The sequence below is a fragment of the Micromonospora sp. SL1-18 genome, from assembly GCF_047921505.1.
Classification (GTDB): domain Bacteria; phylum Actinomycetota; class Actinomycetes; order Mycobacteriales; family Micromonosporaceae; genus Micromonospora.
The window spans coordinates 19,717-42,112 of sequence record NZ_JBLROA010000011.1; the positions used below are offsets into that span (position 1 = coordinate 19,717).

The 22,396-nt window shown below is 74.3% G+C and carries 22 protein-coding genes; 5 read left to right on the forward strand and 17 right to left on the reverse strand.

What is annotated here, in order from left to right:
• Position 1 precedes the first annotated feature (1 nt).
• From ACNAW0_RS07180 to coxB, 6 genes are read right to left on the reverse strand one after another with little or no spacing between them, the layout of a single operon-like run.
• On the reverse strand, positions 2-397 hold the full coding sequence (locus tag ACNAW0_RS07180; RefSeq protein ID WP_416286938.1) for a c-type cytochrome: 396 nt from the start codon (positions 395-397) through the stop codon (positions 2-4).
• Positions 394-1,293, reverse strand: coding sequence for a cytochrome c oxidase assembly protein (locus ACNAW0_RS07185; protein WP_416286939.1), 900 nt, complete (start codon positions 1,291-1,293; stop codon positions 394-396). Before ACNAW0_RS07185 ends, ACNAW0_RS07180 begins: the two co-directional genes overlap by 4 nt.
• Positions 1,281-1,682 carry a hypothetical protein gene (locus ACNAW0_RS07190; protein ID WP_416286940.1) on the reverse strand — a complete coding sequence of 134 codons (402 nt, stop codon included), beginning with the start codon at positions 1,680-1,682 and terminating at the stop codon, positions 1,281-1,283. Before ACNAW0_RS07190 ends, ACNAW0_RS07185 begins: the two co-directional genes overlap by 13 nt.
• Entirely contained in the window at positions 1,682-2,311 is a 630-nt protein-coding gene (locus ACNAW0_RS07195; RefSeq protein ID WP_416286941.1) for a cytochrome c oxidase subunit 3, read from the reverse strand. The genes ACNAW0_RS07190 and ACNAW0_RS07195 overlap by 1 nt, the downstream gene beginning before the upstream one ends.
• Positions 2,308-4,236: a cytochrome c oxidase subunit I gene (gene ctaD, locus ACNAW0_RS07200; RefSeq protein WP_416286942.1), complete on the reverse strand. Its 1,929-nt coding sequence runs from the start codon at positions 4,234-4,236 to the stop codon at positions 2,308-2,310. The genes ACNAW0_RS07195 and ctaD overlap by 4 nt, the downstream gene beginning before the upstream one ends.
• Before the next feature lie 8 nt (positions 4,237-4,244).
• Positions 4,245-5,273, reverse strand: a complete 1,029-nt coding sequence (gene coxB, locus ACNAW0_RS07205; RefSeq protein ID WP_416286943.1) for a cytochrome c oxidase subunit II — start codon at positions 5,271-5,273, stop codon at positions 4,245-4,247.
• A gap of 137 nt (positions 5,274-5,410) precedes the next feature.
• Between coxB and ccsA the strand changes: the two genes are divergently transcribed.
• The 5 genes from ccsA to ACNAW0_RS07230 are packed head-to-tail and all read left to right on the forward strand — an operon-like array spanning position 5,411 to position 9,989.
• Positions 5,411-6,169 carry a cytochrome c biogenesis protein CcsA gene (gene ccsA, locus ACNAW0_RS07210; protein WP_416286944.1) on the forward strand — a complete coding sequence of 253 codons (759 nt, stop codon included), beginning with the start codon at positions 5,411-5,413 and terminating at the stop codon, positions 6,167-6,169.
• 11 nt (positions 6,170-6,180) lie between these two features.
• Positions 6,181-6,576, forward strand: a complete 396-nt coding sequence (locus ACNAW0_RS07215; RefSeq protein ID WP_416286945.1) for a cytochrome c maturation protein CcmE — start codon at positions 6,181-6,183, stop codon at positions 6,574-6,576.
• Positions 6,566-8,542 carry a heme lyase CcmF/NrfE family subunit gene (locus tag ACNAW0_RS07220; protein WP_416286946.1) on the forward strand — a complete coding sequence of 659 codons (1,977 nt, stop codon included), beginning with the start codon at positions 6,566-6,568 and terminating at the stop codon, positions 8,540-8,542. The genes ACNAW0_RS07215 and ACNAW0_RS07220 overlap by 11 nt, the downstream gene beginning before the upstream one ends.
• The gene (locus ACNAW0_RS07225; protein WP_416286947.1) at positions 8,539-9,102 is read left to right on the forward strand and encodes a TlpA family protein disulfide reductase; all 564 of its coding nucleotides are present in this window, start codon (positions 8,539-8,541) and stop codon (positions 9,100-9,102) included. The genes ACNAW0_RS07220 and ACNAW0_RS07225 overlap by 4 nt, the downstream gene beginning before the upstream one ends.
• Positions 9,099-9,989: a cytochrome c-type biogenesis protein CcmH gene (locus tag ACNAW0_RS07230; RefSeq protein WP_416286948.1), complete on the forward strand. Its 891-nt coding sequence runs from the start codon at positions 9,099-9,101 to the stop codon at positions 9,987-9,989. The genes ACNAW0_RS07225 and ACNAW0_RS07230 overlap by 4 nt, the downstream gene beginning before the upstream one ends.
• Before the next feature lie 253 nt (positions 9,990-10,242).
• On the opposite strand, the gene ACNAW0_RS07235 is transcribed toward ACNAW0_RS07230, so the two are convergent.
• The 11 genes from ACNAW0_RS07235 to ACNAW0_RS07285 form a co-directional block, all read right to left on the reverse strand.
• Positions 10,243-10,425, reverse strand: a complete 183-nt coding sequence (locus tag ACNAW0_RS07235; RefSeq protein ID WP_416286949.1) for a hypothetical protein — start codon at positions 10,423-10,425, stop codon at positions 10,243-10,245.
• Positions 10,426-10,478: 53 nt separating this feature from the next.
• Positions 10,479-10,913: a ChaB family protein gene (locus ACNAW0_RS07240; protein WP_416286950.1), complete on the reverse strand. Its 435-nt coding sequence runs from the start codon at positions 10,911-10,913 to the stop codon at positions 10,479-10,481.
• Between the two features lie 51 nt (positions 10,914-10,964).
• Positions 10,965-11,411 (reverse strand): phage holin family protein, encoded by a 447-nt coding sequence (locus ACNAW0_RS07245; protein ID WP_416286951.1) that lies wholly within the window; start codon positions 11,409-11,411, stop codon positions 10,965-10,967.
• A gap of 134 nt (positions 11,412-11,545) precedes the next feature.
• The gene (gene mptB / locus ACNAW0_RS07250) at positions 11,546-13,024 is read right to left on the reverse strand and encodes a polyprenol phosphomannose-dependent alpha 1,6 mannosyltransferase MptB (RefSeq protein WP_416286952.1); all 1,479 of its coding nucleotides are present in this window, start codon (positions 13,022-13,024) and stop codon (positions 11,546-11,548) included.
• Positions 13,025-13,168: 144 nt separating this feature from the next.
• Positions 13,169-13,924: an ABC transporter permease gene (locus ACNAW0_RS07255; protein ID WP_416287052.1), complete on the reverse strand. Its 756-nt coding sequence runs from the start codon at positions 13,922-13,924 to the stop codon at positions 13,169-13,171.
• Positions 13,925-14,022: 98 nt separating this feature from the next.
• Positions 14,023-15,003 carry an ATP-binding cassette domain-containing protein gene (locus ACNAW0_RS07260; RefSeq protein ID WP_416286953.1) on the reverse strand — a complete coding sequence of 327 codons (981 nt, stop codon included), beginning with the start codon at positions 15,001-15,003 and terminating at the stop codon, positions 14,023-14,025.
• A 67-nt stretch (positions 15,004-15,070) separates the two neighbouring features.
• A complete protein-coding gene (locus ACNAW0_RS07265) occupies positions 15,071-18,235 on the reverse strand; it encodes a BTAD domain-containing putative transcriptional regulator (RefSeq protein ID WP_416286954.1) in 3,165 nt (1,054 codons plus the stop codon).
• Positions 18,236-18,338: 103 nt separating this feature from the next.
• Positions 18,339-19,439, reverse strand: coding sequence for a hypothetical protein (locus tag ACNAW0_RS07270; RefSeq protein ID WP_416286955.1), 1,101 nt, complete (start codon positions 19,437-19,439; stop codon positions 18,339-18,341).
• Between the two features lie 162 nt (positions 19,440-19,601).
• Positions 19,602-20,519 carry an RNA-guided endonuclease InsQ/TnpB family protein gene (locus ACNAW0_RS07275; RefSeq protein WP_416286956.1) on the reverse strand — a complete coding sequence of 306 codons (918 nt, stop codon included), beginning with the start codon at positions 20,517-20,519 and terminating at the stop codon, positions 19,602-19,604.
• Between the two features lie 2 nt (positions 20,520-20,521).
• Positions 20,522-21,046 (reverse strand): helix-turn-helix domain-containing protein, encoded by a 525-nt coding sequence (locus ACNAW0_RS07280; protein ID WP_416286957.1) that lies wholly within the window; start codon positions 21,044-21,046, stop codon positions 20,522-20,524.
• A 155-nt stretch (positions 21,047-21,201) separates the two neighbouring features.
• On the reverse strand, positions 21,202-22,335 hold the full coding sequence (locus tag ACNAW0_RS07285) for a P1 family peptidase (protein ID WP_416286958.1): 1,134 nt from the start codon (positions 22,333-22,335) through the stop codon (positions 21,202-21,204).
• Between the last annotated feature and the right edge of the window lie 61 nt (positions 22,336-22,396).

The following is a 22,396-nucleotide window of genomic DNA, read 5'->3' on the forward strand; positions in this document are numbered from 1 at the left end:
GTCAGCCCGCGGTGTAGAGGTAGGCGACGATGTCCTGCGCGTCGATCGCGCTGACGCCCAGGTTCGGCATGGCGGTGCCGGGCTCCACGGCCTGCGGATCGGTGATCCAGCGGCGCAGGTTGTCGGCGTTGTTCGGCAGCTCACCGGCGATGTAGGAGCGGGCGCCGAACTGGGTCAGCGGCGGGCCCACCAGCCCGTTGGCCCGGTTGATGCCCGGGATGGTGTGGCAGGATCCGCAGCCGTACTGGGCGATCAGCTGCGCGCCCCGGTCGGGCCACCCGGCGTGCGACTGCGGGGGCGGCGGTGGCGGGGCCGTCGAGGCGCAGCCGGGGACGGCGACGATCGGCAGGCCGACGAGGGCCGCGCCGAGCGCCCGGAGGGTACGGGTCAGCGTCATCGGGCCGTCCCTTCCGATCTGGCCTCGACCGGCCGGCCCGGCGGTGCCGGCGGTGCCGGCGGCGGCCCATCGAGGTCCCCGGCCATCTGTAGCAGCCAGCGCAGGAACACGCTGAGCGCCGCGACCAGTACGGCCACGTCCATCGGCGCCCACATCAGCAGCCCGGCGAGCTGCTGGTCGGTCAGCGGGTCGGGGCCGAGCACGCGCACCGGGTAGATCGGTTCCGGGGCGAAGGTGAGCACGGCGCCGAGGGCGGAGGCGGGCAGCATGGTGCCCACCAGCAGCAGCACGGTCACCGGGGCGGGCGGACGGTGCCGGGCGGCGCCGAGCACCGGCGCCCAGAACAGCCAGGCCGTGCCCAGCAGGCAGAGGTGCTCGACGTAGTGCACGGCGGGCCGGTCGACCGCGGCGACGTAGGGCCCCGGCAGGTGCCAGAACCAGAGCGCGACCATCTGCGCCGCCCCGGCCAGCAGGGCGTACGCGGTGGGCCGGCGCAGCCGACGTACCGGTGATGCCACCCGGCAGCGGGCGAACAGCCGGCGCAGCGGCGGTGGCGCGGCCAGGCTCAGCGGTAGCCCCGCGGCGCCGGCCGCGAGCAGCGGCCCCGCCACCAGCAGGAGCAGCATGTGCTGGGTCATGTGGCCGGCGAACGAGGACTCGGCCAGCGCGTGCACCGGGCCTTGGTCCGCGGCGAGCACCACCAGCACGCCGGCGCCGAACGCGCCCACCCGCCAGGCCGGCAGGACCGCTCCGGCACCCCGTCGGTGCCACAACTCGTGGACGCCTCGGCCGTAGCCGGCGGCGAGCACGCAGGTCGCGACGACCGCCAGCATGGTCAGCAGGCTCTCGGTCGGGGCGTCCGGGCCGTGTGCCCGGTAGACGTTCACCGCTGACATGGCGGGAACACCAGCACGGCGATCCCGCCGAGCACGATGATGGTGACGAACAGCAGGTTGGCCCAGACGCCCAACCCGGCGAGCATCCGGGACCGGGCGTAGGCGCGGCCCGCCGCCCCGGCCGCCTGAGCCGCCGCGGTGCGCCGCCAGGCCAGCACGGCCACCAGTAGGGATCCCACGGCGACCAGGCCGGGGATCACCACGGCCAGCCCGACGACCTGCCAAAGCGGCAGGGCCAAGATCGACTCCGAGCCGGCGGCGCAGGCCAACTCGTCCAGCGACCAGGCGGCGAGCAGGTGAACCGCCCAGGCGACGGCTCCGCCGAGCACGCCGTACCAGAGCAGCAGCCCGCCGGCCAGGCGGACTCGGGAGTCGGGCCGGGTGGTCATCACAGCCGCGGGGAGAGGTAGATGGTGAACAGGATGCCGACCCACACCGTGTCGACGAAGTGCCAGTAGATGGCGGCGTTGCGGACCCGTTCGTGGCGGTGGGACCCGAAGCTGCCGCCGCGCAGCGAGGCGGCGAGCAGCCACCCGATCATCATCAACCCGACCGAGACGTGCAGCCCGTGGAAGCCGGTGATCACATAGAACAGCGAGCCGTAGACGTTGGTGGTCAGGGTGTGCAGCTTGAGGTCGTCGGAGTACTCCTTCACGAGCAGGCCCATGAAGGACAGCCCCATCACCAGGGTCGCGGTGAGGCCGGCCTGCAGGCGCCAGCGCTGGCCCCGCCGGATGCCGTGTTCGGCCCAGACCACCGGAATGCTGCTGGGCACCAGCACCAGGGTCATCAACAGCGGGATGAGCAGCTTCGGCTTCTCGAGGCCGCCCGGCGGCCACTGGGAGCCGAACTGGAAGCGGAGGTAGAAGTAGCTGCCGAGCAGGCAGGCGAAGAGGGTGGCCTCGGTGGCCACGAACATCACCATGCCCCACCAGCCGGTCGGCCGGCCGACCGGCAACTCCGTGCTCAGCGCCTCCGCGTTGGTGGCCGCGGCCACCACCCCGCCGCGGTCGGTCATGCCGCCACCCCCAGTTCCTCCTCCGGGCGACGGGGCGGCCAGAGCCAGGCCGCGATCGTCGCCGCCACCACCAGCACCGAGATCACCGCCACCGGATAGAAGGCGAACAGCATCATGACGAAGAAGACCAGCAGCGCCCCGGCGAGCAACAGCGGTTTCAAGCTGGACTCCGGCATCTCGACCGCCCGTTCGTAGCGGGCGTCCAGTTCGCTGGTGAACACCGTGCGTTTGCCGTCGCTGAGGATGCGGTCCTCGGTCGCCCCCGCGCCGGTGGATTCGGCGGTCCGTTCGTCCCAGGCGGGGTGCAGGCTGTGCACCATCGGGATGACCGCAAAGTTGTACGGCTCCGGCGGCGAGGCCGCCGTCCACTCCAGGGTGTCGCCCTCCCACGGGTCCGGCGGGGCCGGCCGCCCCCGCAGCACGGCGTGCACGATGCCGGCGAGCACCAGCAGCAGCCCGAGCGCCAGCACGTAGGACCCAACCGTGCTGACCAGGTTCCAGCCGTCCCAGCCCGGCTCGCTGGTGTAGGTGTAGATCCGGCGGGGCATGCCGAACAGGCCGGTGAGGTGCATCGGGAAGAACGTGACGTGCATGCCGGTGAAGACCAGCCAGAACGCCCACTTCCCCAGCCCTTCGTGGTACATCCGGCCGGTGATCTTGGGAAGCCAGAAGTAGACCCCGGCGAGCATCGGGAAGACCGACCCGCCGATCAGCACGTAGTGGAAGTGCGCCACCACGAAGTACGAGTCGGTGACCTGCTGGTCGAACGCGGTCACCGCGACCATCGCGCCGGTGAACCCGCCGAGCAGGAAGGTCACGAGGAACCCGATGACGAACAGCATCGGCACCCGCAGCACCACCCGGCCGAGCAGCATGGTGGCCAGCCAGGCGAAGAACTGGATTCCCGAGGGGATGGTGATGATCGTGCTGGCCGCGCTGAAGAAGCTGTAGGACAGTTGCGGCAGCCCGGTGGCGAACATGTGGTGCACCCACACGCCGAACGAGAGGATCGAGATCGCGACGATCGCCAGCACGATCAACGGGTAACCCACGATGCCCCGGCGGCTGAACACGGGCAGCACGGCGGAGACGATCCCCAGCCCCGGCATCACGATGATGTACACGTCGGGGTGCCCGAAGATCCAGAACAGGTGCTGCCAGAGCAGCACGTTGCCGCCGCCGCTCGGGCCGAAGAAGTGGGTGTCGAAACGACGGTCGAGGAAGAGCAGGGCGTTGTCCGCGTTCAATGCCGGCAACGCGAAGATCACCATGAAGGAGGTGGCCACGATCGCCCAGACGAACAGCGGCACCCGGTTGAGCGACATGCCCGGCGCGCGCAGTTTGATCGAGGTGACGATGAAGTTGATCGACGCTGAGGCGGTGGAGATGCCGAGGAAGAGCAGGCCGAGCGAGTAGATGTCCATGTGCAGCCCCGGGTTGTGCTGCAGTTGGTTGAGCGGCGCGTAGGCGAACCAGCCGTTGTTCGGCGCGGCCCCGAAGGGCACGCTGGCCCACATGAACAGACCGGCGAACAGGAACACCCAGTAGCCGAAGGCGTTCAGCCGGGGGAACGCCATGTCGCGGGCGCCGATCATCAGCGGGACGAGATAGTTGCCGAATCCGAAGAGCATCGGGGTGGCGAACAGGAAGATCATCGCCGTGCCGTGCATGGTGAACAGCTGGTTGTACTCCTGCGGGGAGAGCACACCGGACTCGGGCTGGGCGAGCTGGGTCCGCATCACCAGGGCGCTGACCCCGGCGAGCACGAAGAAGAACCCGGCCGTGATCAGGTAGCGGCGGCCGATCCGCTTGTGGTCGGTGGTGCTGAACCATGTCTTCAGCGAGGGACGCTCGCCCCAGTGCTCGGCCAGCCGGGCCAGGTCGTCGCCGGTGAGGCCGGCGGGTGGGCTCGTGGTCGTCGACATGTCCCCACCTACTCCAGCGACCGCAGGTACGCGATGAGGTCGGGCAGCCGGGCCGCGTCGACCGGCTGCGGGGGCATGGCGTTGCCCGGCTTGACCGTCTGCGAGTCGGCGATCCAGCCGCCCAGGTGGCCGGCGTCGTTGGGCACCGCCCCGGCCCCGATGCTCCACCGGGAGCCGATGTTCGACAGGTCCGGCCCGACCTTCCCCTGCGCGCCGGTGCCGCGGATGCTGTGGCAGCCGGCGCAGGTGCCCTGGACGAACGTCTGCTGGCCGCGGCGCTCGGCGTCGGTCTGCGGCTGCCGGGCCCCGGCGTTCAGGCGGGCCAGCCAGGCGTCGAACTCGGCGCGGGGCTGCGCGACGACGAGGAACGCCATGTGGGCGTGCTGGGTGCCGCAGTACTCGGCGCACTGGCCGCGGTAGCTGCCGGCCCGCTGCGCTTGCAGCCAGGTCTCCCGGGTCTCGCCGGCGATCAGGTCCATCTTCGGCATCAGCTGCGGCACCCAGAAGCTGTGCAGCACGTCGTCGGTGCGCAGCCGTACCCGCACCCGCTCCCCCACTGGGATGCGGATCTCGTTGGCGGTGGCGCCGGACGTGCCCGCGTAGCGCACCTCCCACCACCAGGTGTGGCCGATGACCTCGACGGTGGGCGCGTCCGCGTCGGGTGCCGCGCCGAGCGCGGCGAGGTCGCGCAGGCCGATGCCGTAGACGGTCACGAGGATGACGACCGGGATCGCGGCCCCGGCGATCGCGACGAAGCGCAGCGGTTGCCCGTGGCGTACCCGCACGTTGCCCCGCCGGAACACCAGGGCCCAGGCCAGCAGCGCCATGACCTCGACGAACACGGCCACGGAGATCCAGAACAGCAGCCACCACAGGCCCGCGACACGGATCGCCCCGGTGCCGCCCGGGTTGAGCGCGGACGGCGAGTCGCCGGCGCAGCCGGTGAGCAGGCACAGGCCGAACAGCGTGGCGACGACCGGACGTGGTCGCGGGCGCCGGCGGGGCGAACCCAGGCTCGTCTGCGGTGTCGTCTCCATCGGAACGGACAGTAGACCGGCTTGTTCGCTTGCGCGCCTTTTACGACGATTTGCGGCTAAGGACCCCTTCGCACCTTATGGTGGAGCCCGCAGTTCTGCTCCTCCGGCAAGTGCCCACGGGCGCGGACAGGGAGATCATGCGATCCTCCACGGTGGACCTGATCGCGGACACCGCCCGAGCGGCCGCCGCACGCCGCACGGCCGCCTGGCTGGCCGGCGGGCTGAGCGCCGCCGCGGCGGTGGCTGGTGGCTGGCTGGCGCCCCCGGACGCGGTGCAGGGCCAGGCGCAACGGCTCATGTACCTGCACGTCCCCGCCGCCTGGGTGGCGTACGTCGCGTTCGCCGTCGTGCTGGCCGCCGGCGGCGCGTACCTGGTCGGGGGCGACCTGCGCTGGGACCGGTTCGCCCGGGCCGGCGCGGAGGTCGGCGTGGTGCTCACCGCCGTCGCCATCGGCACCGGGTCGCTCTGGGGACACCTGGTCTGGGGCACCTGGTGGGCGTGGGACCCCCGGCTGGTCAGCACGGCCCTGCTGCTGTTCGCGTACACCGGTTATCTGGCCCTACGCCGGACGGTGAGCGAGCGGACCGGGGCGCGTGACGGCGGTGACCATCGAGTGGCGCGGCCGGCGGCGATGGTGGGCGTCGCCGGGTTCCTGCTCGTCCCGGTGGTGCACTTCTCGGTGGTCTGGTGGCGCTCGCTGCACCAGCAGGCGACCGTGCTCGCCCCGCAGCGCCCGCCGATCGACGCGCGGATGGGGGTCGCGCTGCTGCTCGCCGTCGCCGCCGCCACGCTCGTCGCGTTCTGCGTCGTGCTGCACCGGGTGGTCCGGCTGGAGCGGCGGCTGACCGCCGACGCCTCCCCCGCTGCCGAGCGTGCACCGGCCCGGGTCGGATGATCCGGCGCCGGGTGGGCCGAGCCGCCCTCGTCGCCGTGCTGCTCGCCGCCGGTGGGCTGCTGGTCGCCGGCGCGCTGCGGGACACCCTGACCTACTACCGCACCCCCGCCGAGGTGCTCGACCACCCGGCCGCCGACGGGGAGCGGATCCGCCTCGGCGGTGACGTGGTGCCCGGGTCGCTACGCCACGACGGCGACCTGGTGGTGTTCCGCCTCGCCGAAGCCGGCCACGAGATCACCGTGCAGCAGCGCGGCGTGCCGCCGGAGACGTTCCGCGAGGGCGAGGGTGCGGTCGTCGAGGGCACCCTCGCCTCGGACGGCGTGTTCCACTCCGACCACGTGGTGGTCCGGCACGGCAACGAGTACCGCCCGTCCACCGACCCGGCGGGACCGGTCGATGCTCGGTGAGCTCGGCACCGCCAGCCTCGCGGCCGGCCTGGCCTGCGCCACCCTGACCGCCCTGCTCTGGCTGCGGGTGGCGCTGTTCGGTGCGCCCGCCCGGCCGGCCCGCCTCGGCGCCGCAGCGACCCTGGTGGCGGCCGTCGCCGCCTGCGCCCTGCTGGAGACGGCCCTGCTCCGGCACGACTTCAGCGTCCGGTTCGTGGCCGAGAACGGCGGACGCCAGGTGCCGCTGTACTACGCGGTGACCAGTCTCTGGTCCGCGCTGGACGGCTCGCTGCTGCTCTGGTTGCTGGTCCTCGGTGGCTACGCGGCGCTGCTGGCCCGGCAGCGCTACCCGACCCGGCTGCACGCGTACGCGATGGTGGTGGTCAGCACGGTCACCATGTTCTTCTTCGCGCTGTCCCGGTTCGCCGCGAACCCGTTCCGGCCGGTCGACCCGGTGCCCGCCGACGGTCCCGGACCGAACCCGCTGCTGCAGCAGCATCCCGCGATGGGGGTGCACCCGCCCCTGCTCTACGCCGGCTACCTCGGCCTGGTCGTGCCGTTCGCCCTCGCGCTCGCCGCCCCGCTGGCCGGGCCGGCGGGCCGCGGCTGGCTCCGGCTGGCGCGCCCGTGGGCGCTGGCGGCCTGGGCGGCGCTGACCGCCGGCATCGGGCTGGGCGCCTGGTGGTCGTACGCGGTGCTGGGTTGGGGCGGCTACTGGGCGTGGGACCCGGTGGAGAACGCCTCCCTGCTGCCATGGCTGACCGCCACCGCGTTCCTGCACACCGCCCTCGGACGGGCCGCCGGCCGGGCCGCCTGGAACACCACGCTGGCCACCGCGAGCTTCATCCTGGTGCTGCTCGGCACCTTCCTCACCCGCTCCGGCGCGGTGGCCAGCGTGCACGCCTTCACCGACTCGCCGCTCGGGCCGATGCTGCTCGGCTTCGTCCTGCTGGCCGTCGTGGTGTCGACCGTGGCGACCGGACGGCGTACCGCCCGACCGGCCCGCCGGGGCGCCCCGGTGCTGTCCCGGCCGACGGCCGTACTGGTCAACGGCGTGCTGTTGGTGACCATCGCGGCGGTGGTGCTGGTCGGCACGGTCTTCCCGCTGCTCTCCGCGCCGCTCGGCGGGGTACGCGCCGCCGTCGGACCCGCCTACTACCAGCGCACCGCGGTGCCGCTGGCGATCGTGGTGCTGCTGCTCGCCGGGGTGGCACCGGCGCTGCGCGACCGGGCGCGGGGACTGCGCCGGCTCGCCGTGCCCGGCGGTGCCGCCCTGGCCACGGTGGCGGTGGTGGGCCTGCTCAGCCGGCCCGGGCTGCCCGCGCTCACCGCGTTCGGCGCCGCGGCGTTCATGCTCGCCGGTCTGGCCGGGCAGCTGGTCGACCGGCTGCGGGCCCGCAACCGCGTGGTCGGCCTCGCCGGGCTCGTCGCGCACGCGGGGATCGCCCTGGTCGCGGTGGGCGTCGCCGGATCCTCGGCGTACGGCCGGGACACCGAGGGGACGATCCACACCGGGGAGACCCTGCGGGTGGCCGGGGTGAGCGTACGGCTGGACGGCGTGGACCGGTCCGCCGGCGACGGTGGCATGGCGGTCGGCGCCCGGCTCCGGCTCACCGGGGCGGACGGCACGGAACGGACGGTCACCCCGGCGCTGCGCTACCACCCGGCGCGGGACGCCACGGTGACCGTGCCGGCGATCGACACCGGGCCGCTGCGGGACACGTACGTCACCCTGATCGCGGTCGCCGCCGACAGCGGCAGCGCGACCGTACGGCTCGCGGTGAACCCGCTCGTCGGGCTGCTCTGGGCCGGCGGGGCGCTCACCGCCGCCGGTGGGCTCGTCGCGGCGGCCGGCGCCGCCCGCGCCCGGCGGCGACCGACCGGGCAAACCGTCGGTCGACCTCCGTCGCCAGTCGCCGCCGGCCCGCAAGCCACCGCCGCGGAAGCCGCCGACCCAGGAGCCGGCGGACCGGAAGCCGCCGGATGAGCCGCCGGACGCTGCGCCTACCGGCCGGGCTGCGCCCCGGACCGGCGGTGGTGCTCGCCGTCACCGTCGCCGTCGGCACGCTGGTCGCCCTCGGCCTGCGCGCACCGGACACGCCGGCGAGCACGGACTCCGACACGTCGGCACCGGCGCCCGCCCCCGCCCTGTCCGGCACCACATTGGACGGTGGGCGGTTCGACCTGGCCACGGCCCGGGGGCACGTGGTGCTGGTCAACGTCTTCGCCTCCTGGTGCGGCCCCTGCCGCGACGAGCTGCCGCTGCTGGTCGACGCCGAGCGCCGGTGGTCGCCGCACGGCCTGCGACTGGTCGGGCTGAACGTCCGGGACGGTGCCGAGGCGGTCCGGGCCCTGCTCGACGAGACCCACGCGACCGGGCTGACCGTGCTGCCCGACCCGGACGGCACCCGGTCGGTCGACTGGGGCGTACGCGGGGTGCCGGAGACCTTCGTGGTGGACCGCGACGGCCGGATCGTGGAGCGGCAGCGGGGCGTGGTGACGCAGGCCTGGCTGGAGCAGCGGGTGGCGCCGCTGCTGTCCGGTTGAGGTGGCGGGCGGCCCTGGCCGCGCTCGTACTCACCGCACTGGTCGTCGGCGCCGCGGTGGGGCTGCTGCGCTCGGCCGGCGGCACCGGCGGAGAGGACCGGGTCCACGAGGTGGCCGCCGGACTGCGTTGCCCGGCCTGCCAGGGCGAGTCGGTCGCCGACTCCCGGTCGCCGATCGCGGCCGCGATGCGGCAGGTGGTGGCCGACCAGCTCGCCCAGGGTCGGGACCGGGCCGAGATCCGCCGGTGGTTCGTCCAGCGGTACGGGCCGGAGGTGCTGGCCGAGCCACCCGCCCGCGGGGCCACGGTGCTGCTGTGGGCCGTGCCCGCGCTGGCCCTCCTGGGCGCCGGCTACGCCGCCCTGCGTACGCTGCGCCCCCGCCGGGCCCCGGCCCGGGGCGTCGCGGCACGGCCGACGCCGGCCGGCCGGGCCGCCCGCCGGGCGTGGTGGGCGGGCACGGCCGGGCTGGTCTCCCTCGTGGCCACGGTCGCGATCGCCGCCGAGCGCCTGGACCGGCCGCCGGAACAGCCCCCGGCCGACCCGGTCGCGGTCACCGTGCAACTGGCCCGTGACCTGGAGAGCCAGGACCGGTACGCGGCCGCGGCCCAGCTCTATCGCGAGGCCCTGCGGGACCGACCGGACGTCGCGATCCGCCTGCGGCTCGCGTTCGCCCTGCTCCGGGCCGGCGACGCCGCCGCGGCCGAGCAGGCGGCGCGGGAGGTCCTCGCCCAGACGCCGGACTCGCCGGACGGCCTGCTCGTGCTGGGGCTGGCGCAGCGCGGCGAGCACGCGGCGGAGGCGGCGCGCACCCTGCGTCGGTTCCTCGCCGTCGCCCCGGAGCACCCGGCCGCCCCGGAGATCAGCCGACTCTTGTCGGCCGGACCCTGAGTCCGGCCGGTCGCCGGTCCCCGTCCTCGGCCCGGCAGCACGGCAGCACGGCAGCACGGCGGCGCGGCAGCACGGCGGCGCGGCAGCACGGCGGCGCGGCGGCGCGGCGGCGCGGCGGCGCGGCGGCGCGGCAGCACGGCGGCGCGGCGGCGCGGCAGCACGGCGGCGCGGCGGCAGGGAGGCACAGCGCCACGGCGGTGCGGCCGCACCGACGGTCCGGGGGCGCGGCGTGGGAGAGCGACCCCGACAGGCGTCAGCCGCGCCGGCCGGAACGGGCCAACAGGAAACCGACGGCCAGCCCCGCCGCGATGGCGACGACGGCCCTGACGGTGACGACCGACCGGAGCTTGCCGAGCCCCTGCCGGGGGTCGACGAACGCCCCGGCGATGTCGCCGGCCGTGCCCACCACCAGGTCACTGATCCGATCCGTGTTCATCACCCGCCGCCTTCCTCGTCCACTCGTGCCCGGCACCGGGGTTCGGATTGCCGTCACCGCTTCCGGGCCCGCGCGGTGGCCCGGGCGTTGGCCTTCTCGATCGCCCGGACCAGTTCGTCCCGGCCCAGGTCCTGCGGGTTGTCGATACCGACCCGGCGGGCCACCTGGTCGAGGTGCCCCTTGCTGGCGTTGGCGTCCACACCCTGTGCGGTGGGGCGCGGTCGCCGCTGGGACGCCGGCGCACCCTGGGCCGCCTGCGGATCGGACGGCCCCCGGTGCTCCTTGGGTTCCCAGTGGTCGCCGACCTTCTCGTGGGTGTGTTTGAGCGACGCGTACGCGGTGCGGTGCGCCCGCTCGCCCTCGCCGTACGTCTCCTCCGCCGCTTCGAGGGTCTTCTTGTAGGTGCGGACCGCCTTGTCGTCCGACCGGGCGACGGTCGACGGCACCTCGTTCCGCATCTCCTCGGCCTGCCGGTGCTTGTCCGTCATGACGCGAGGTCCTCCTCAAGGCCGGCAACGGTGGTCATCGTGGGCGGCGGCTCAGCGTTTGAGCGCGTCCCGGGCGGCGGTGGACCCGGCCGGCACGACCCGCCCGGCGGTGGCGGAGACGGCGTCGCGGACCTCGTCGGCGAGCCGGGCGGAACTTCCCCCCGCCGCCCGCAGCTGGTTCAGCCCCAGCCGGGCCAACAGCGCCGCTGTCGCCAGGTAGCCGGCGGTGAGTCCGGCCGCGGCCAACCGGCGCGGCAGGAACGCCTCCAACATGCGCAGCACGGTCGTCGAAGCCGCTCCCGCGCCCAGCACCAGGCAGCCGCCGGCGGCGGCGAGCAGGGCGACGCCGAGCCCGGCCGGCCGGGCGGCGTCCGCCAGCTGGCCACGCACCGAACGGACCTCCGCCCGGACCACCTCGGCCACGTCCTCGGCCAGACGATCGGCCGGGCTGACCGGGCGCCCGCCCCCTTCGGGCGGATTCGCGGCAACATCACCCATCAGGGCTTCCCCTCCTCGTACCCCTCCTCGCGTTGCTACCCCGGAACGGCCGCGGCATGCGTCGTGGCCGGCGCCGGGCCGCCCGCGCTCCCCCTGGCCGCGCCGGGTGGGCCGTCGCGCCGGGCGGCAAAGCCCTATAGCGGCGCGTCCGCCAGCCGGGTCCACAGCCGCTGACGGGAGCGGAACCTGGCCGCCGCCGCGACGACCAGCACCGCCGACGAGCCCAGCACCGCGCCGAGGAACGCGGGCAGGCCGGGCTGGACGCCGCCGGGCAGAACCACCAGAACGAGGACGACCGAGCCGACGGTCACCCCCCGGCGCATCAGGACGCCCCGGGCGGCCGCCGCGAGGGGTACGACCGCCCACAGCAGATACCACGGGTGCACCACCGGGCCGGCGAGGACCAGCACAGCCAGGCACAGGCCCAGCGCGGCCACCGGTCCGATCCCGGCGGCGCGCCGCCACAGGGCCAGGCTGACCCCCGCGGCGAGGACCAGCCCGACCAGCCAGAAGACCCGGACGGTGGGCTCGACCGCAAGGCCGTTCAGGTGGTGCAGCAACGTCCCGGCCGCCCAACCGAGGTCCGTGGTGATCGACATCCAGGTGTGGGCGTGGGTGGGCGCGCCCAGGGCGCGTACCCAGCCGAAGCCGCTCTTCGTCGCGGCGGCGACGGCCAGGCTGGTGACGGCGACGACGATGATGGTCCGCTGGGCCGCGCGCAGTCGTCTGCGTCGGCCGGCGAGGTACCGCGCCCAGATCGGGATGACGAAGGCGATCGCCACCACCGCCGGTGCCTTGACGAGGGCGGCGAGCATGATCACCAAGATGCCGGACGCCGGCCGTCGCCGGAGCGCCAGAAGCAGCCCGACGCACATCAGGCCCAGCATCACCGCCTCGTTGTGGGCGTCGCCGATCAGGTGCAGCAGCACGAGGGGGTTGAGCACGCCCAGCCACAGGGCCGCGTCCGGCCGCACCCCGCACAGGGCGGCCAGCCGGGGCACCGACCAGGCCAGCAGGCCCACGCCCAGCAGTGCCAGCACCCGCATCCCGACGATGCCGGCCCAGACGCCGCCGCCGGTCAACGCGGTCACTGCCGCGGCGAGCTGGAGGAAGATCGGACCGTACGGCGCCGGCGTGTGCTGCCAGATGTCGGGCACGTTGACGGTGAGGGGGCCGCCCAGGGCGGACGGCCCCACCCGGTAGGCGTCCAGGCCGGCCACCGTCATCGCGCCCTGCGCGAGGTAGCTGTGCACGTCACCGCTGAAGATCGGGGTGATGAGAGCGAACGGCGCCGCCCACCACGCCGCCGTCGTGACCAGTTCCCGGCCGGACGGGCCGTCACCGGCGCGCACCGACCTGCCGACGCGCCACCAGGCCAGCAGGAGCATCGCGAGGCCGACGTAGACCACGGACACCGACAGCGTCGTCAACGTCCGCAGGTCGTGGAGGAGGGGCAGGTCGATCGCGAGTTCGCCGAGCGGCAGCACGCCGGCCAGCAGCCCGCCCACCGCGATCACGGTCGAACCGAGCATGCCGAGCAGCCGGTGACGGGGTGCCCGCGAACGCGTGGGTGACGCCGGGCGAGCCGGTGCGGGAGCATCACGCAGAACCATCAGCAACCATTCGTCCGTCGGTTCACCTCGACAGAGGCAGTCCGCTACGGCGTCGCCGGTGCTCCCGGCCAGAGGTGCCGAGTGATGCGGAGGTGCCACGCGGGCGCGTGGGGCGCGGGTTCCCCGCGCACGGCCGACCTAACCTCAACGGCTCAGCCGCTGGTAGCGGCGTACGGCCAGGGGCGCGACGAGCGCGATGAGCAGCACCGGCCACCCGACGGCCAACAGCAACGCGTGCTGCGCCGCCCACGACTCGCCGCCGATGCCCGGGTTGCCGAACAGTTCCCGCGCCGCCGCCACGGTGGCGGAGAGCGGATTCCACGCGGAGATCGCGCCGAGCCAGGCCGGCATCAGGTCCGGCGCGACGAAGACGTTGGACAGCGCGGTGAGTGGGAAGGCCAGCGGGAACACGATCACGCTGACCGTGTCCGGGTTCGGGACGGCGAGCCCCAGGAGGATGCCCACCCAGGTCAGCGCCAGCCGCAGCAGGAGGATCAGACCCACCGCCACCAGCGCGTCGCCCACGCCGTGGCGCCATCGCCAGCCGACGAGCAGGCCGCAGACGACCAGGGTGGCCATCTCCAGCAGCGCACGGATGACGTCGGCACCGGCCCGCCCGGTCAGCAGGGCGGACCGGGCCATCGGCATCGACCGGAACCGGTCGACCACACCACGGCTGGCGTCGGCGGCGACGCCCGACGCGGTGGCGCCGAGGCCGTAGAGCATCGTCATCACGAAGACCCCGGGCAGCAGGAACTCCCGGTAGTTGCCGTCGCCGGGCACCGCCATCCCGCTGCCGAACACGTAGCCGAAGACGAGCACGAACATGATCGGCAGGCTGAAGTAGAGGATGATCTCCTCGGGCGACTTGGCCACGTGCCACATGTTGCGGCCGGTCATTACCCAGCCGTCGTGCACCGCCCAGCTCAGCCGGGCCGGCGTACCGGCGGACTCCGGCGATGCCGCGACGTCGACGGACGGTCGCCTCACCTCGGTGGTCATGCGACCACCTCCGCCTGCCGGGCGGAGCCGGCGGGCTCGCGCTGGGTGAGCCACAGGAACGCCTCGTCGAGGGTGGGTCGACGCAGGGCGATGTCCTCGACCGCCACCGCGGCGTCCTGCAGCGCCCGCATGACGTCGGCGAGAGCGGCGACCCGGTCCACGACGGGGGCGCTGAGCTGTCGGATCTCCGGGTCGACCGTCACCGGCCCGCCGGCGGTCCGCTCGACGATGCCGGCGGCGGCGGGCAACTGCGCGGCGTGCCGGAGCACCAGTTCGATCCGGTCCGCACCGATCCTGGCCTTCAGCTCGGCCGGGGTGCCATCGGCGATCACCCGGCCGGTGTCCACCACCGAGATCCGGTCGGCGAGCTGGTCCGCCTCCTCCAGGTACTGCGTGGTGAGCAGCACGGTGGTGCCGTCGGCGACGAGGGACCGGACGGCAGCCCAGAGGCCGTTGCGGCTACGGGGGTCCAGCCCGGTGGTCGGCTCGTCGAGGAACAGCACCTGCGGCGTTGTCATCAGGCTGGCGGCCAGATCGAGCCGGCGCCGCATCCCGCCGGAGTACGCCCCGGCGGACCGGTCCGCCGCGTCGGCCAGCCCGAACTGCTCGAGCAGCTCGTCCGCCCGCTGCCGGGCCACCCGTGCCGGCAGGTGGCGGAGCCGACCGAACAGGACCAGGTTCTGCCGTCCGCTGAGGCGTTCGTCGACGGCGGCGTCCTGCCCGGTCAGGCCGATCGCGTGGCGGACCCGTTCGGGCTGCCCCGCCACGTCGTACCCGGCGACCCGGGCCCGGCCGGCGTCGAACCGCAACAGGGTGGCCAGGATCCGCACGGCGGTGGTCTTCCCGGCGCCGTTCGGTCCCAACAGCCCGCAGATCGTGCCGGCGGGCACGGCCAGGTCGAACCCGTCGAGGGCGAAGTTGCGGCCGTACCGCTTGCGCAGTCCCTCGGCCATGATGGCTGGTGTCTCGTTGGTCATGTCGGCAGCCTCACCGCGGGCGCTGACCGATCACGCACCGGGCGCTGACGGCGCGGCCGCGACGCCGTCAGCCGGCGTCCAGCAACGCCGTCGCCTCGGGCCGGCCCATGGCGGCGCCCCGGGCGAAGGCCCGCTCGTAGGCGGTGTCGCCGAGGCGGTCCCGGGCCACAGCCGCCATCGGCGTCGCGTGCGCGGCGGCCACGGCACCAGGCAGCAGCGCCGTCAGGGCACCGAGCAGCACCACCGCCCGCTCGTCGGCGCCGCGCCGCAGCACCGGCCCGGCGAGGCCCTCCAGGGCGGCGGTGAGCAGCGGCGGGTCCCAGGCCCCGACGGTCGCGCCGAGCACCTGCCGGTAGCGGAGGCGGGCGGTCGTCGGGTCACCCGCCGCCTCGGCCGTTTGCCCGAGGGCGACCAGCGCCGCCAGCCGGACCACCTCGGCGCCGAACCAGCCGGCGGGGCACTCGGCCAGGGCCTGCTCGCCGAGTTGTCGGGCCTCGGTCAGGTCGCCGCGCCGCCGGGCGATCTCGCCGAACCCGAGGTGGGCCGCGGCGAGCAGTTCCGGCGCTCCGGCCGGTTGGGCAAGCGTCACGACCCGCCGGTAGTCGTCCTCCGCTCCGGCCAGGTCGTGGGCCCCGAGCCGGCCGTCGGCCCGGGTACGCAGCAGCTCGGCCATGTCGAGCGTGGAGCCGAGTTCGTCGGCCAATCGCAGTGCCTCGTCCAGCGGTCCGGTGGCCGCCGTGGGCTCACCGGCGCGGTAGGCCACCTCGGCCAGTGAGGTGAGCGTGAGGATGGTCCCCCACCGCTCGCCGAGGGCGCGGAAGCCGTCGAGGGCGACCGTGAGTGCCGCCCGGGACCGGTCGAACCGGCCGTCGAGCAGCCACATCATCCCGAGTCCGAGGGAGCCCAACGCACGGGTCCACGGGTCGGCACCGAGCAGCCCGCCCCAGCCGTCGCGGGCGCGCAGCAGCGCCTGCCGCTCGGGAGACGGCGGCCCGGCGGCCATCCCGGACAGGTAGAGCGCGAACGGGAACCCGGGCGGCCGGCCCAGCTGCCACAGGATCGCCACGGCCGGTTCGACGTCGCGCCGAGTGGCGCCGCCCAGGAAGGCGACCAGCAGGCAGAGCGCGTACTCCTCGGCCAGCCCGGGCGGCGGTCCGTCGAGCCGTTCGACGAGCTGGCCGGCGACCGCTGCGGCGTCGCCCCGCAGACCCCGCAGCCACCAGTAGAACGACAGGGCGGCGACCAGCCGCAGCGCGTCGCACGTGTCACCGACGGCCACCGACTGGCGCAGCGCCGCGTGCAGGTCGTCGCGGTCGGCGTCCAGCCGCCGCAGCCACTCCAGTTGCCCCGGGCCGCGCAGCCGCGTGTCGCCGGTGCGGGCCAGGTCGAGGAAGTACGCCGCGTGCGCGCGGCGAAGCCGCTCGGCCTCCCCCGCCTCGGCGAGCTGTTCGGCGGCGAACGCGCGTACCGTCTCCAGCATCCGGAACCGCCCGCCGGCGGCCTCCACCAGGGACTTGTCCACGAGACCGGACAACACGTCGACAACGTCGGCGTCGAGCGGCGCGCAGACCCGCTCGACGGCGGCCAGGTCGGCGCTGCCGGCGAACACACTGAGCCGACGCGCCAACCGGCGCTCGGTCTCGTCCAGCAGGTCCCAGCTCCACCGCACCACCGCCCGCAGCGTCTGGTGCCGCGGCTCCGCGACCCGGCTGCCCCGGTTGAGCAGCCGGAACCGGTCGTCGAGACGGGCGGCGACCTCCGCGACCGGCAGCGCCCGCAGCCGCGCCGCGGCCAGTTCGATGCCCAGCGGCAGGCCGTCGAGCGTACGGCAGATCCGCAGGACCGGCCCGACGGTGTCGGCGTCGACGGTGAAGCCCGGTGCCACGTCGGCGGCGCGGTCGGCGAAGAGCCGCACCGCCGGACACTCCCGGGCGAGGTCGGGCGTGGCGACGGGGGACGGCACCGGCAGGCCGATCACCGGGCACAGCGCCTCGCCGGGCACACCGAGCGGTTCCCGGCTGGTGGCCATGACGCGCAGCAGCGGAGCGGCGCCGAGCAGCCGGGCGGCGAGCCGGGCCGCGTCGGCCACCACGTGCTCGCAGTTGTCGAGCACGAGCAGCAGCCGCCGGCCGGCGAGCGCCGCGACGAGGCGACCGACGGCCTCCCCCGAGCCACCCCGCCCGCCCAGCGCGGTGTCCCGCAGGTCGAGCGCGGCCAGCACCGCCGCGGTCACGTCCGCCCCCGGAGCCACCGCCGCCAGCTCGACCAGGCGCACCTCGCCGCCGTGCCGGGTCGCGGCCTCGATCGCCAATCGGGTCTTGCCGGCGCCGCCGGGGCCGTGCAGGGTGACCAGCCGGCCCGCGCCGAGCAGTTCGTCGACCCGGCGCAGCTCCGACTCCCGGCCGACGAAGCTGGTGAGCTGGCTCGGCAGGTTGTCGCCGCCCGACCCGGCAGGTGCCGGCGGCGCCTCGTCCCGCAGCAGCGCCGTGTGCAGCGCGACCAGCTCGGCGGACGGGTCGGTGCCGAGTTCGTCGGCCAGGAGGCGGCGCAGTTCCGCGAAGGCGACCAGCGCCTCGGCCCGCCGGCCGCACAGGTGCAGCACCCGCATCAGCTGGCCGCGCAGCCGTTCCCGCAACGGGTACGCGCCGACCAGCTCCCGCAGCTCGGTGAGCAGCGGCTCGGCGGCGGACGGCCCGGGCCCCGCCCCGGCCAACCCGAGCTCCGCCTCGATCCGATCCTCGATCGCCGCCAGCCGGCGGTCCCGCAGCCGCGCCGCCCAGGCGGGCGCGAACGGCGCCTCGATCACGTCCGCCAGCGGTTCCCCCCGCCACAGCCCGAGCGCCTCGCGGAGCAGCTCGACGGCGTGCCGCCGGTCACCGGTGGCCAGCGCGGCGTGCCCCGCGCCGGCGAGCCTCGTGAAGCGGTGCACGTCGACGTCTTCCGGGTCGACCGCGAGCCGGTAGCCGGCCGGGTGGGACTCGACCGGGGCGGATCGCCCGGCGGGCCCGGCCAGGGCCTGGCGCAGCCGCGACACCTGCGACTGCAGTGCGTTCGCCGCCCGCGCGGGCGGGTCGTCGCCGTACAGGCCGTCGATCAGGCGGTTGGCCGGCACCACCCGCCCCGCGTCGAGCAGCAGCAGCACCAGCAGGGCGCGCAGCCGCGGGCCGCCGACGGCGATCCGCTGGCCGTCGGCCTGGAACACCTCCGTCGCGCCGAGGATGCCGAACCGCATGCCGTCGATTGTCGCCCACCTTGTCCGGACGCCCGCGACCAGTGCGGCCGGTCGGCGTTGCCCAGGTGCGACCGCATGGGGGTCGACAGCCAGTGTGCTCGGGTCACCGCACGGGTGGCTCCTGCGGTCGGCGGTCCGTCGGCCGTTGGGGCGGCACGGGCGTGCTGGGGAATTCCCGGTTGCCGGTCCACAGTGCCGGCACCGCGTCGGTGCTGTGGGCCAGCGCGTAGGCGATGCTCTCGTAGTTGACCCGCCAGCCGCGAAAGTGCGGCCACGACTGTGCGGCCGAGCGTTCCAGGGGGAAGCCGGCCCGCTGCACGTGCGCCACCGCCTCGGCGTACTCCTCGAAGGTGAGCCGCAGCGGGCCGTCCGGGCGGGGATCGGGATCGAACGGGATGCGGACGACGCGGGCGATGTCGCGCAGCGCGGTGAAGCCTGAGCGAAGCATCAGTCGTGCGGCCGGTACGGTCGCCGCCGTCGGGGCCAGGGAGATGTGCATCGCGGCGGCGTCCATCACCGCGATCAGGGCGATGACCCAGCCACGGTACGGGCGAGGTGAGCGGAACGCGAGCAGCACCGGATAGTTGGTGTGGGTCTCGCCTACGTCCGCGGCCAGCCGTTCCCAGTCCTCGTACAGCCCCCGCAGCTCGTCGACGGTGCCGACGAGGGCCTGCCGGGCCAGTAGTTCCGGCCCCCACGCGGGCGGGGAGACCCGGGACTCCAGCAGGGTGACCTCCAGTTCCCGTCGGTTGTAGGCGCCGTACAGCGTCGGCAGGTACGCGATCTGCAGCGCGATGACCAACGGCCCGCTCGCCGCGGCGAGGAAGTCCAGCGCGTTGAGCCGGCTGCGGACGTTGGACGCGAACCCGAGGGTGAACAGGCTGGAACCGGCCTCGCGGAAGGAATCCGCCCAGGACAGTCCGGAGAACGCGTACATGAGCAGCCCGTACCCGGCCAGCAGCCCGGCCAGCCAGGACCAGAGCATCGCGAGCAGCACGATCGGCGCCAACCAGGCGAGGAACCGGTCTCGTGCCTCGTAGCCATGCAGGGGCGCCGACAGCCGGCGCAGCAACCATCGGGCCAGCCGCCAGAGCACCCGGACCAGCGCCGAGCCCAGCCCGCGCGTCACCACCAGGTTGCGCAGGACGCTGCCCACCGTGATCACCAGGACGGCCAGGCCGGCCACTCCGGAGACCCACCGCATCAGGTCGTCCCCCGAACGGGTTTGCGCCACAACCGGTGCCAACGCAGCCGGCGCGCCGGTGTCATCGCGACCGCCTCGTCGACATGAACTCCCTCTCGGACCTGGCCAGTCGGGGCGGTGGGTGCATCGTCACTTTACAGCGTGTCCCATAAGTCTGTTGGGTCATGAGACACCGCCCTTCTCGGGCGTCCCTGCCGTCACGGATGTTCGTGGCGGTGGGGTTCCTCCGTCATCGGGGCTGGTTTCACCGGCGCGTGGGCGCTGGCCAGGGCCGTCCTCTCGGGAGGCGTTGGTGACCGGGCCTCGTACTTCGGGGTCCCGGGTCTGGGCATGGTGGTGTTCGGCCCAGACAGCGAGGTTGATCGCCGCGTTGACGTCCCGGTCCGCCGTATGCCCGCACTCGTCACAGGCGAAGATGCGGACGGACAGGGGTAGGGCCGGGCCGACGGTGCGGCAGGCACTGCACATTCTGGTGGACGGGTACCAGCGGGGCGCCGAGATGGCCTGCCCGCCCCGCCAGCGTTGCTGGTAGCCGATGATGCGAGCCAGATCCGCCCAGCCCGCATCGGAGATGGCGGCGGCCAGACGCCGGTTACGCAGCATGCCGGCGGTGTACAGGTCCTCCAGAACCAGCCGGTCGTGAGTCTTGACCAGCCGGTTGGCGACCTCGTGCAGGAAGTGTCGACGTACGTTCGCGACACGCAGGTGGGCCCGGCCCAGCCGGGCGACAGCCTCAGCCCGATTACGTGAGCCTCGCTGTTTACGGCTGACGTGGCGGGACAGACGCCGCAGCCTCGGCAGCGCGGTCCGCAACGGCCGCGGCGCATCACCGACACGCTCCACCTGCCGGCCGGTGGTGTCCGCGGCGACGATGAGGGCGGTGAGGCCGCGGTCGACGCCCACCCAACCGCTGCTGTCGGTGTCGGGGCGGGGTGGGTGCTGGCGGGCGGGATGCAGGTCCGCTGCCTCTACGGTCACGGTGATGGTCCATCGGCCTGCCCGGCACGAGACGGTGGCATACCGGATGCGGGCCCGGCCGGTGCGGATCATCCGCCGCAGGCGACGGGTGTCCTCCCGCACCCTCAGGACCCCGATCTCCGCAGACAGACACTGCGAGGTCCCCCCGTGGGATCTCCCACCCGGATGCTTGCCCGACCCGCCTTAATGGTGCAGCGGATCCGATACGACGACCGGGTGCGGGTCTTGCATTTGAATGTCGGGAACCCCACCCGACGGCCCGACCGTTTCCCCCGCCGCGATTCGGCCCAGGCGGTCAGGCCACGGCCCAGGTCGACGGCGGCTTCCTCACACACCTGCGCCCGCCACGCCACCCCCGTCGCCACGACCTCGACCGAACCGGCCGCATCGGCCACGAACCGGCGACCCGCCGCAGCCGAGCACTTCCACGAGTTGAACGCGTTGATCAGGCCAAAACCCGACCACGGCACCACCACCGGCACGCCCCGACGCTTCGCATCCAGGGCTTCCTTCAGCAGAGCCAGGCACTGGTTGAACGCGAACCGGGACGCCCCCGCATGACGGGCCAACACCACCACCTGCGACGGTGACGCGTCGACGGTGAACCGGAACGCGGTAAACCCTCCCACAGCCCCACAGCATGCCTGCCACCTACGATACTTCCGAAACACGGCGTAGCGCCGGACGGCGTGGTCGGGGGCGCGGACGGCGAGCCAGGCGCCGGGTCTCGCCTCGACCGCGATGTCGCAGCCGGTGTTGCCGGCGCGGCCGACCGCCGGGGGCGTCACCCGGTGGCGGCGCGCAGCAGCTCGGCCACGCGGGCGCGCGGCAACCCGGGTACGTGGTGACCGTCCCGCCCGGTCATGTCCCTACCGGCGACGAGCGCGTTGACGACGGCCTCCTCGACGGCCTGTACACACGCCTCGTAGAACGGGTCCAGCTGCCCCCACGGGACGAACCGGAGCTGCTCAAGATGCTCGGTGTCGGGGCCGGGGTGGCGGCTGGCGAGCACGCCCGGGTTCGCGGTGGAGAAGGCCAGGAAGAGGTCGCCGGAGAAGTGCGACCCGCTGGTGCCGGTACGGGCCAGCCCCAGCGGCACGCGCCGGGACAGGGCCGCGCACTGGCCCGGCAGCAGCGGGGCGTCGGTGGCGACGACGGCGATCACCGACCCCGCCCCCGGCGGCAGCCTTCGGCGTGGCACCGGGCACTCGTCGCCCAGCAGCCGACCGACCGGCACGCCGCCGATCGTCAGCTCGGGGCGGGCGCCGAAGTTCGCCTGCACAAGCACGCCGAGGGTGTACGTGACGCCGGCAAAGCGGACCAGCCGTGAGGCCGTGCCGGTGCCGCCCTTGAAGTCGTAACAGGTCATTCCGGTGCCGCCGCCGACCGACCCCTCCCGGACGGGGCCGCCCGTGGCGGCGTCGAGCGCCGCGACGACGGTCGCCGGGCGGACATGGTCGCCGTTGATGTCGTTCAGGTAACCGTCGAAGGTTTCGGCGACGACCGGCAGCAGCCAGACGTCGGTGTCCGGGCGCTCGCGCAGCATCCAGTCGATCGCCCCCCGGTGGCCGGCACCGACCGCGTGCGAGTTGGTCAGCACGACCGGCGTGGACAGGATCCCGCTCTCGGCGATCCAGGCGGTGCCGGTCATCTCCCCGTTGCCGTTGAGCACGTGCACCCCGGCGGCGCAGCCGTCGCCGAGGCCCGCTCGGCCCCGGGGCAGGATGGCGGTCACTCCGGTACGCACCGGCCCGTACCCGACCCGCAGCGGCCCGTCGCCCACGATGAGCGTACGCATCCCCACCTCGACGCCGGGCACGTCGGTGATGGCGTTGAGCGGGCCGCTCGTCCCGTGACGGGGGAACCCGATCGCGCCGGCGCGCGTCTCCGCCGTCCCGTGCCCGGCCTGCTTCCCCATCAACCGTTCCTCCCCTCGGCCGCGGCGCCCTGGGCGGGACCCGGGTGCTCGGCGGACGTAC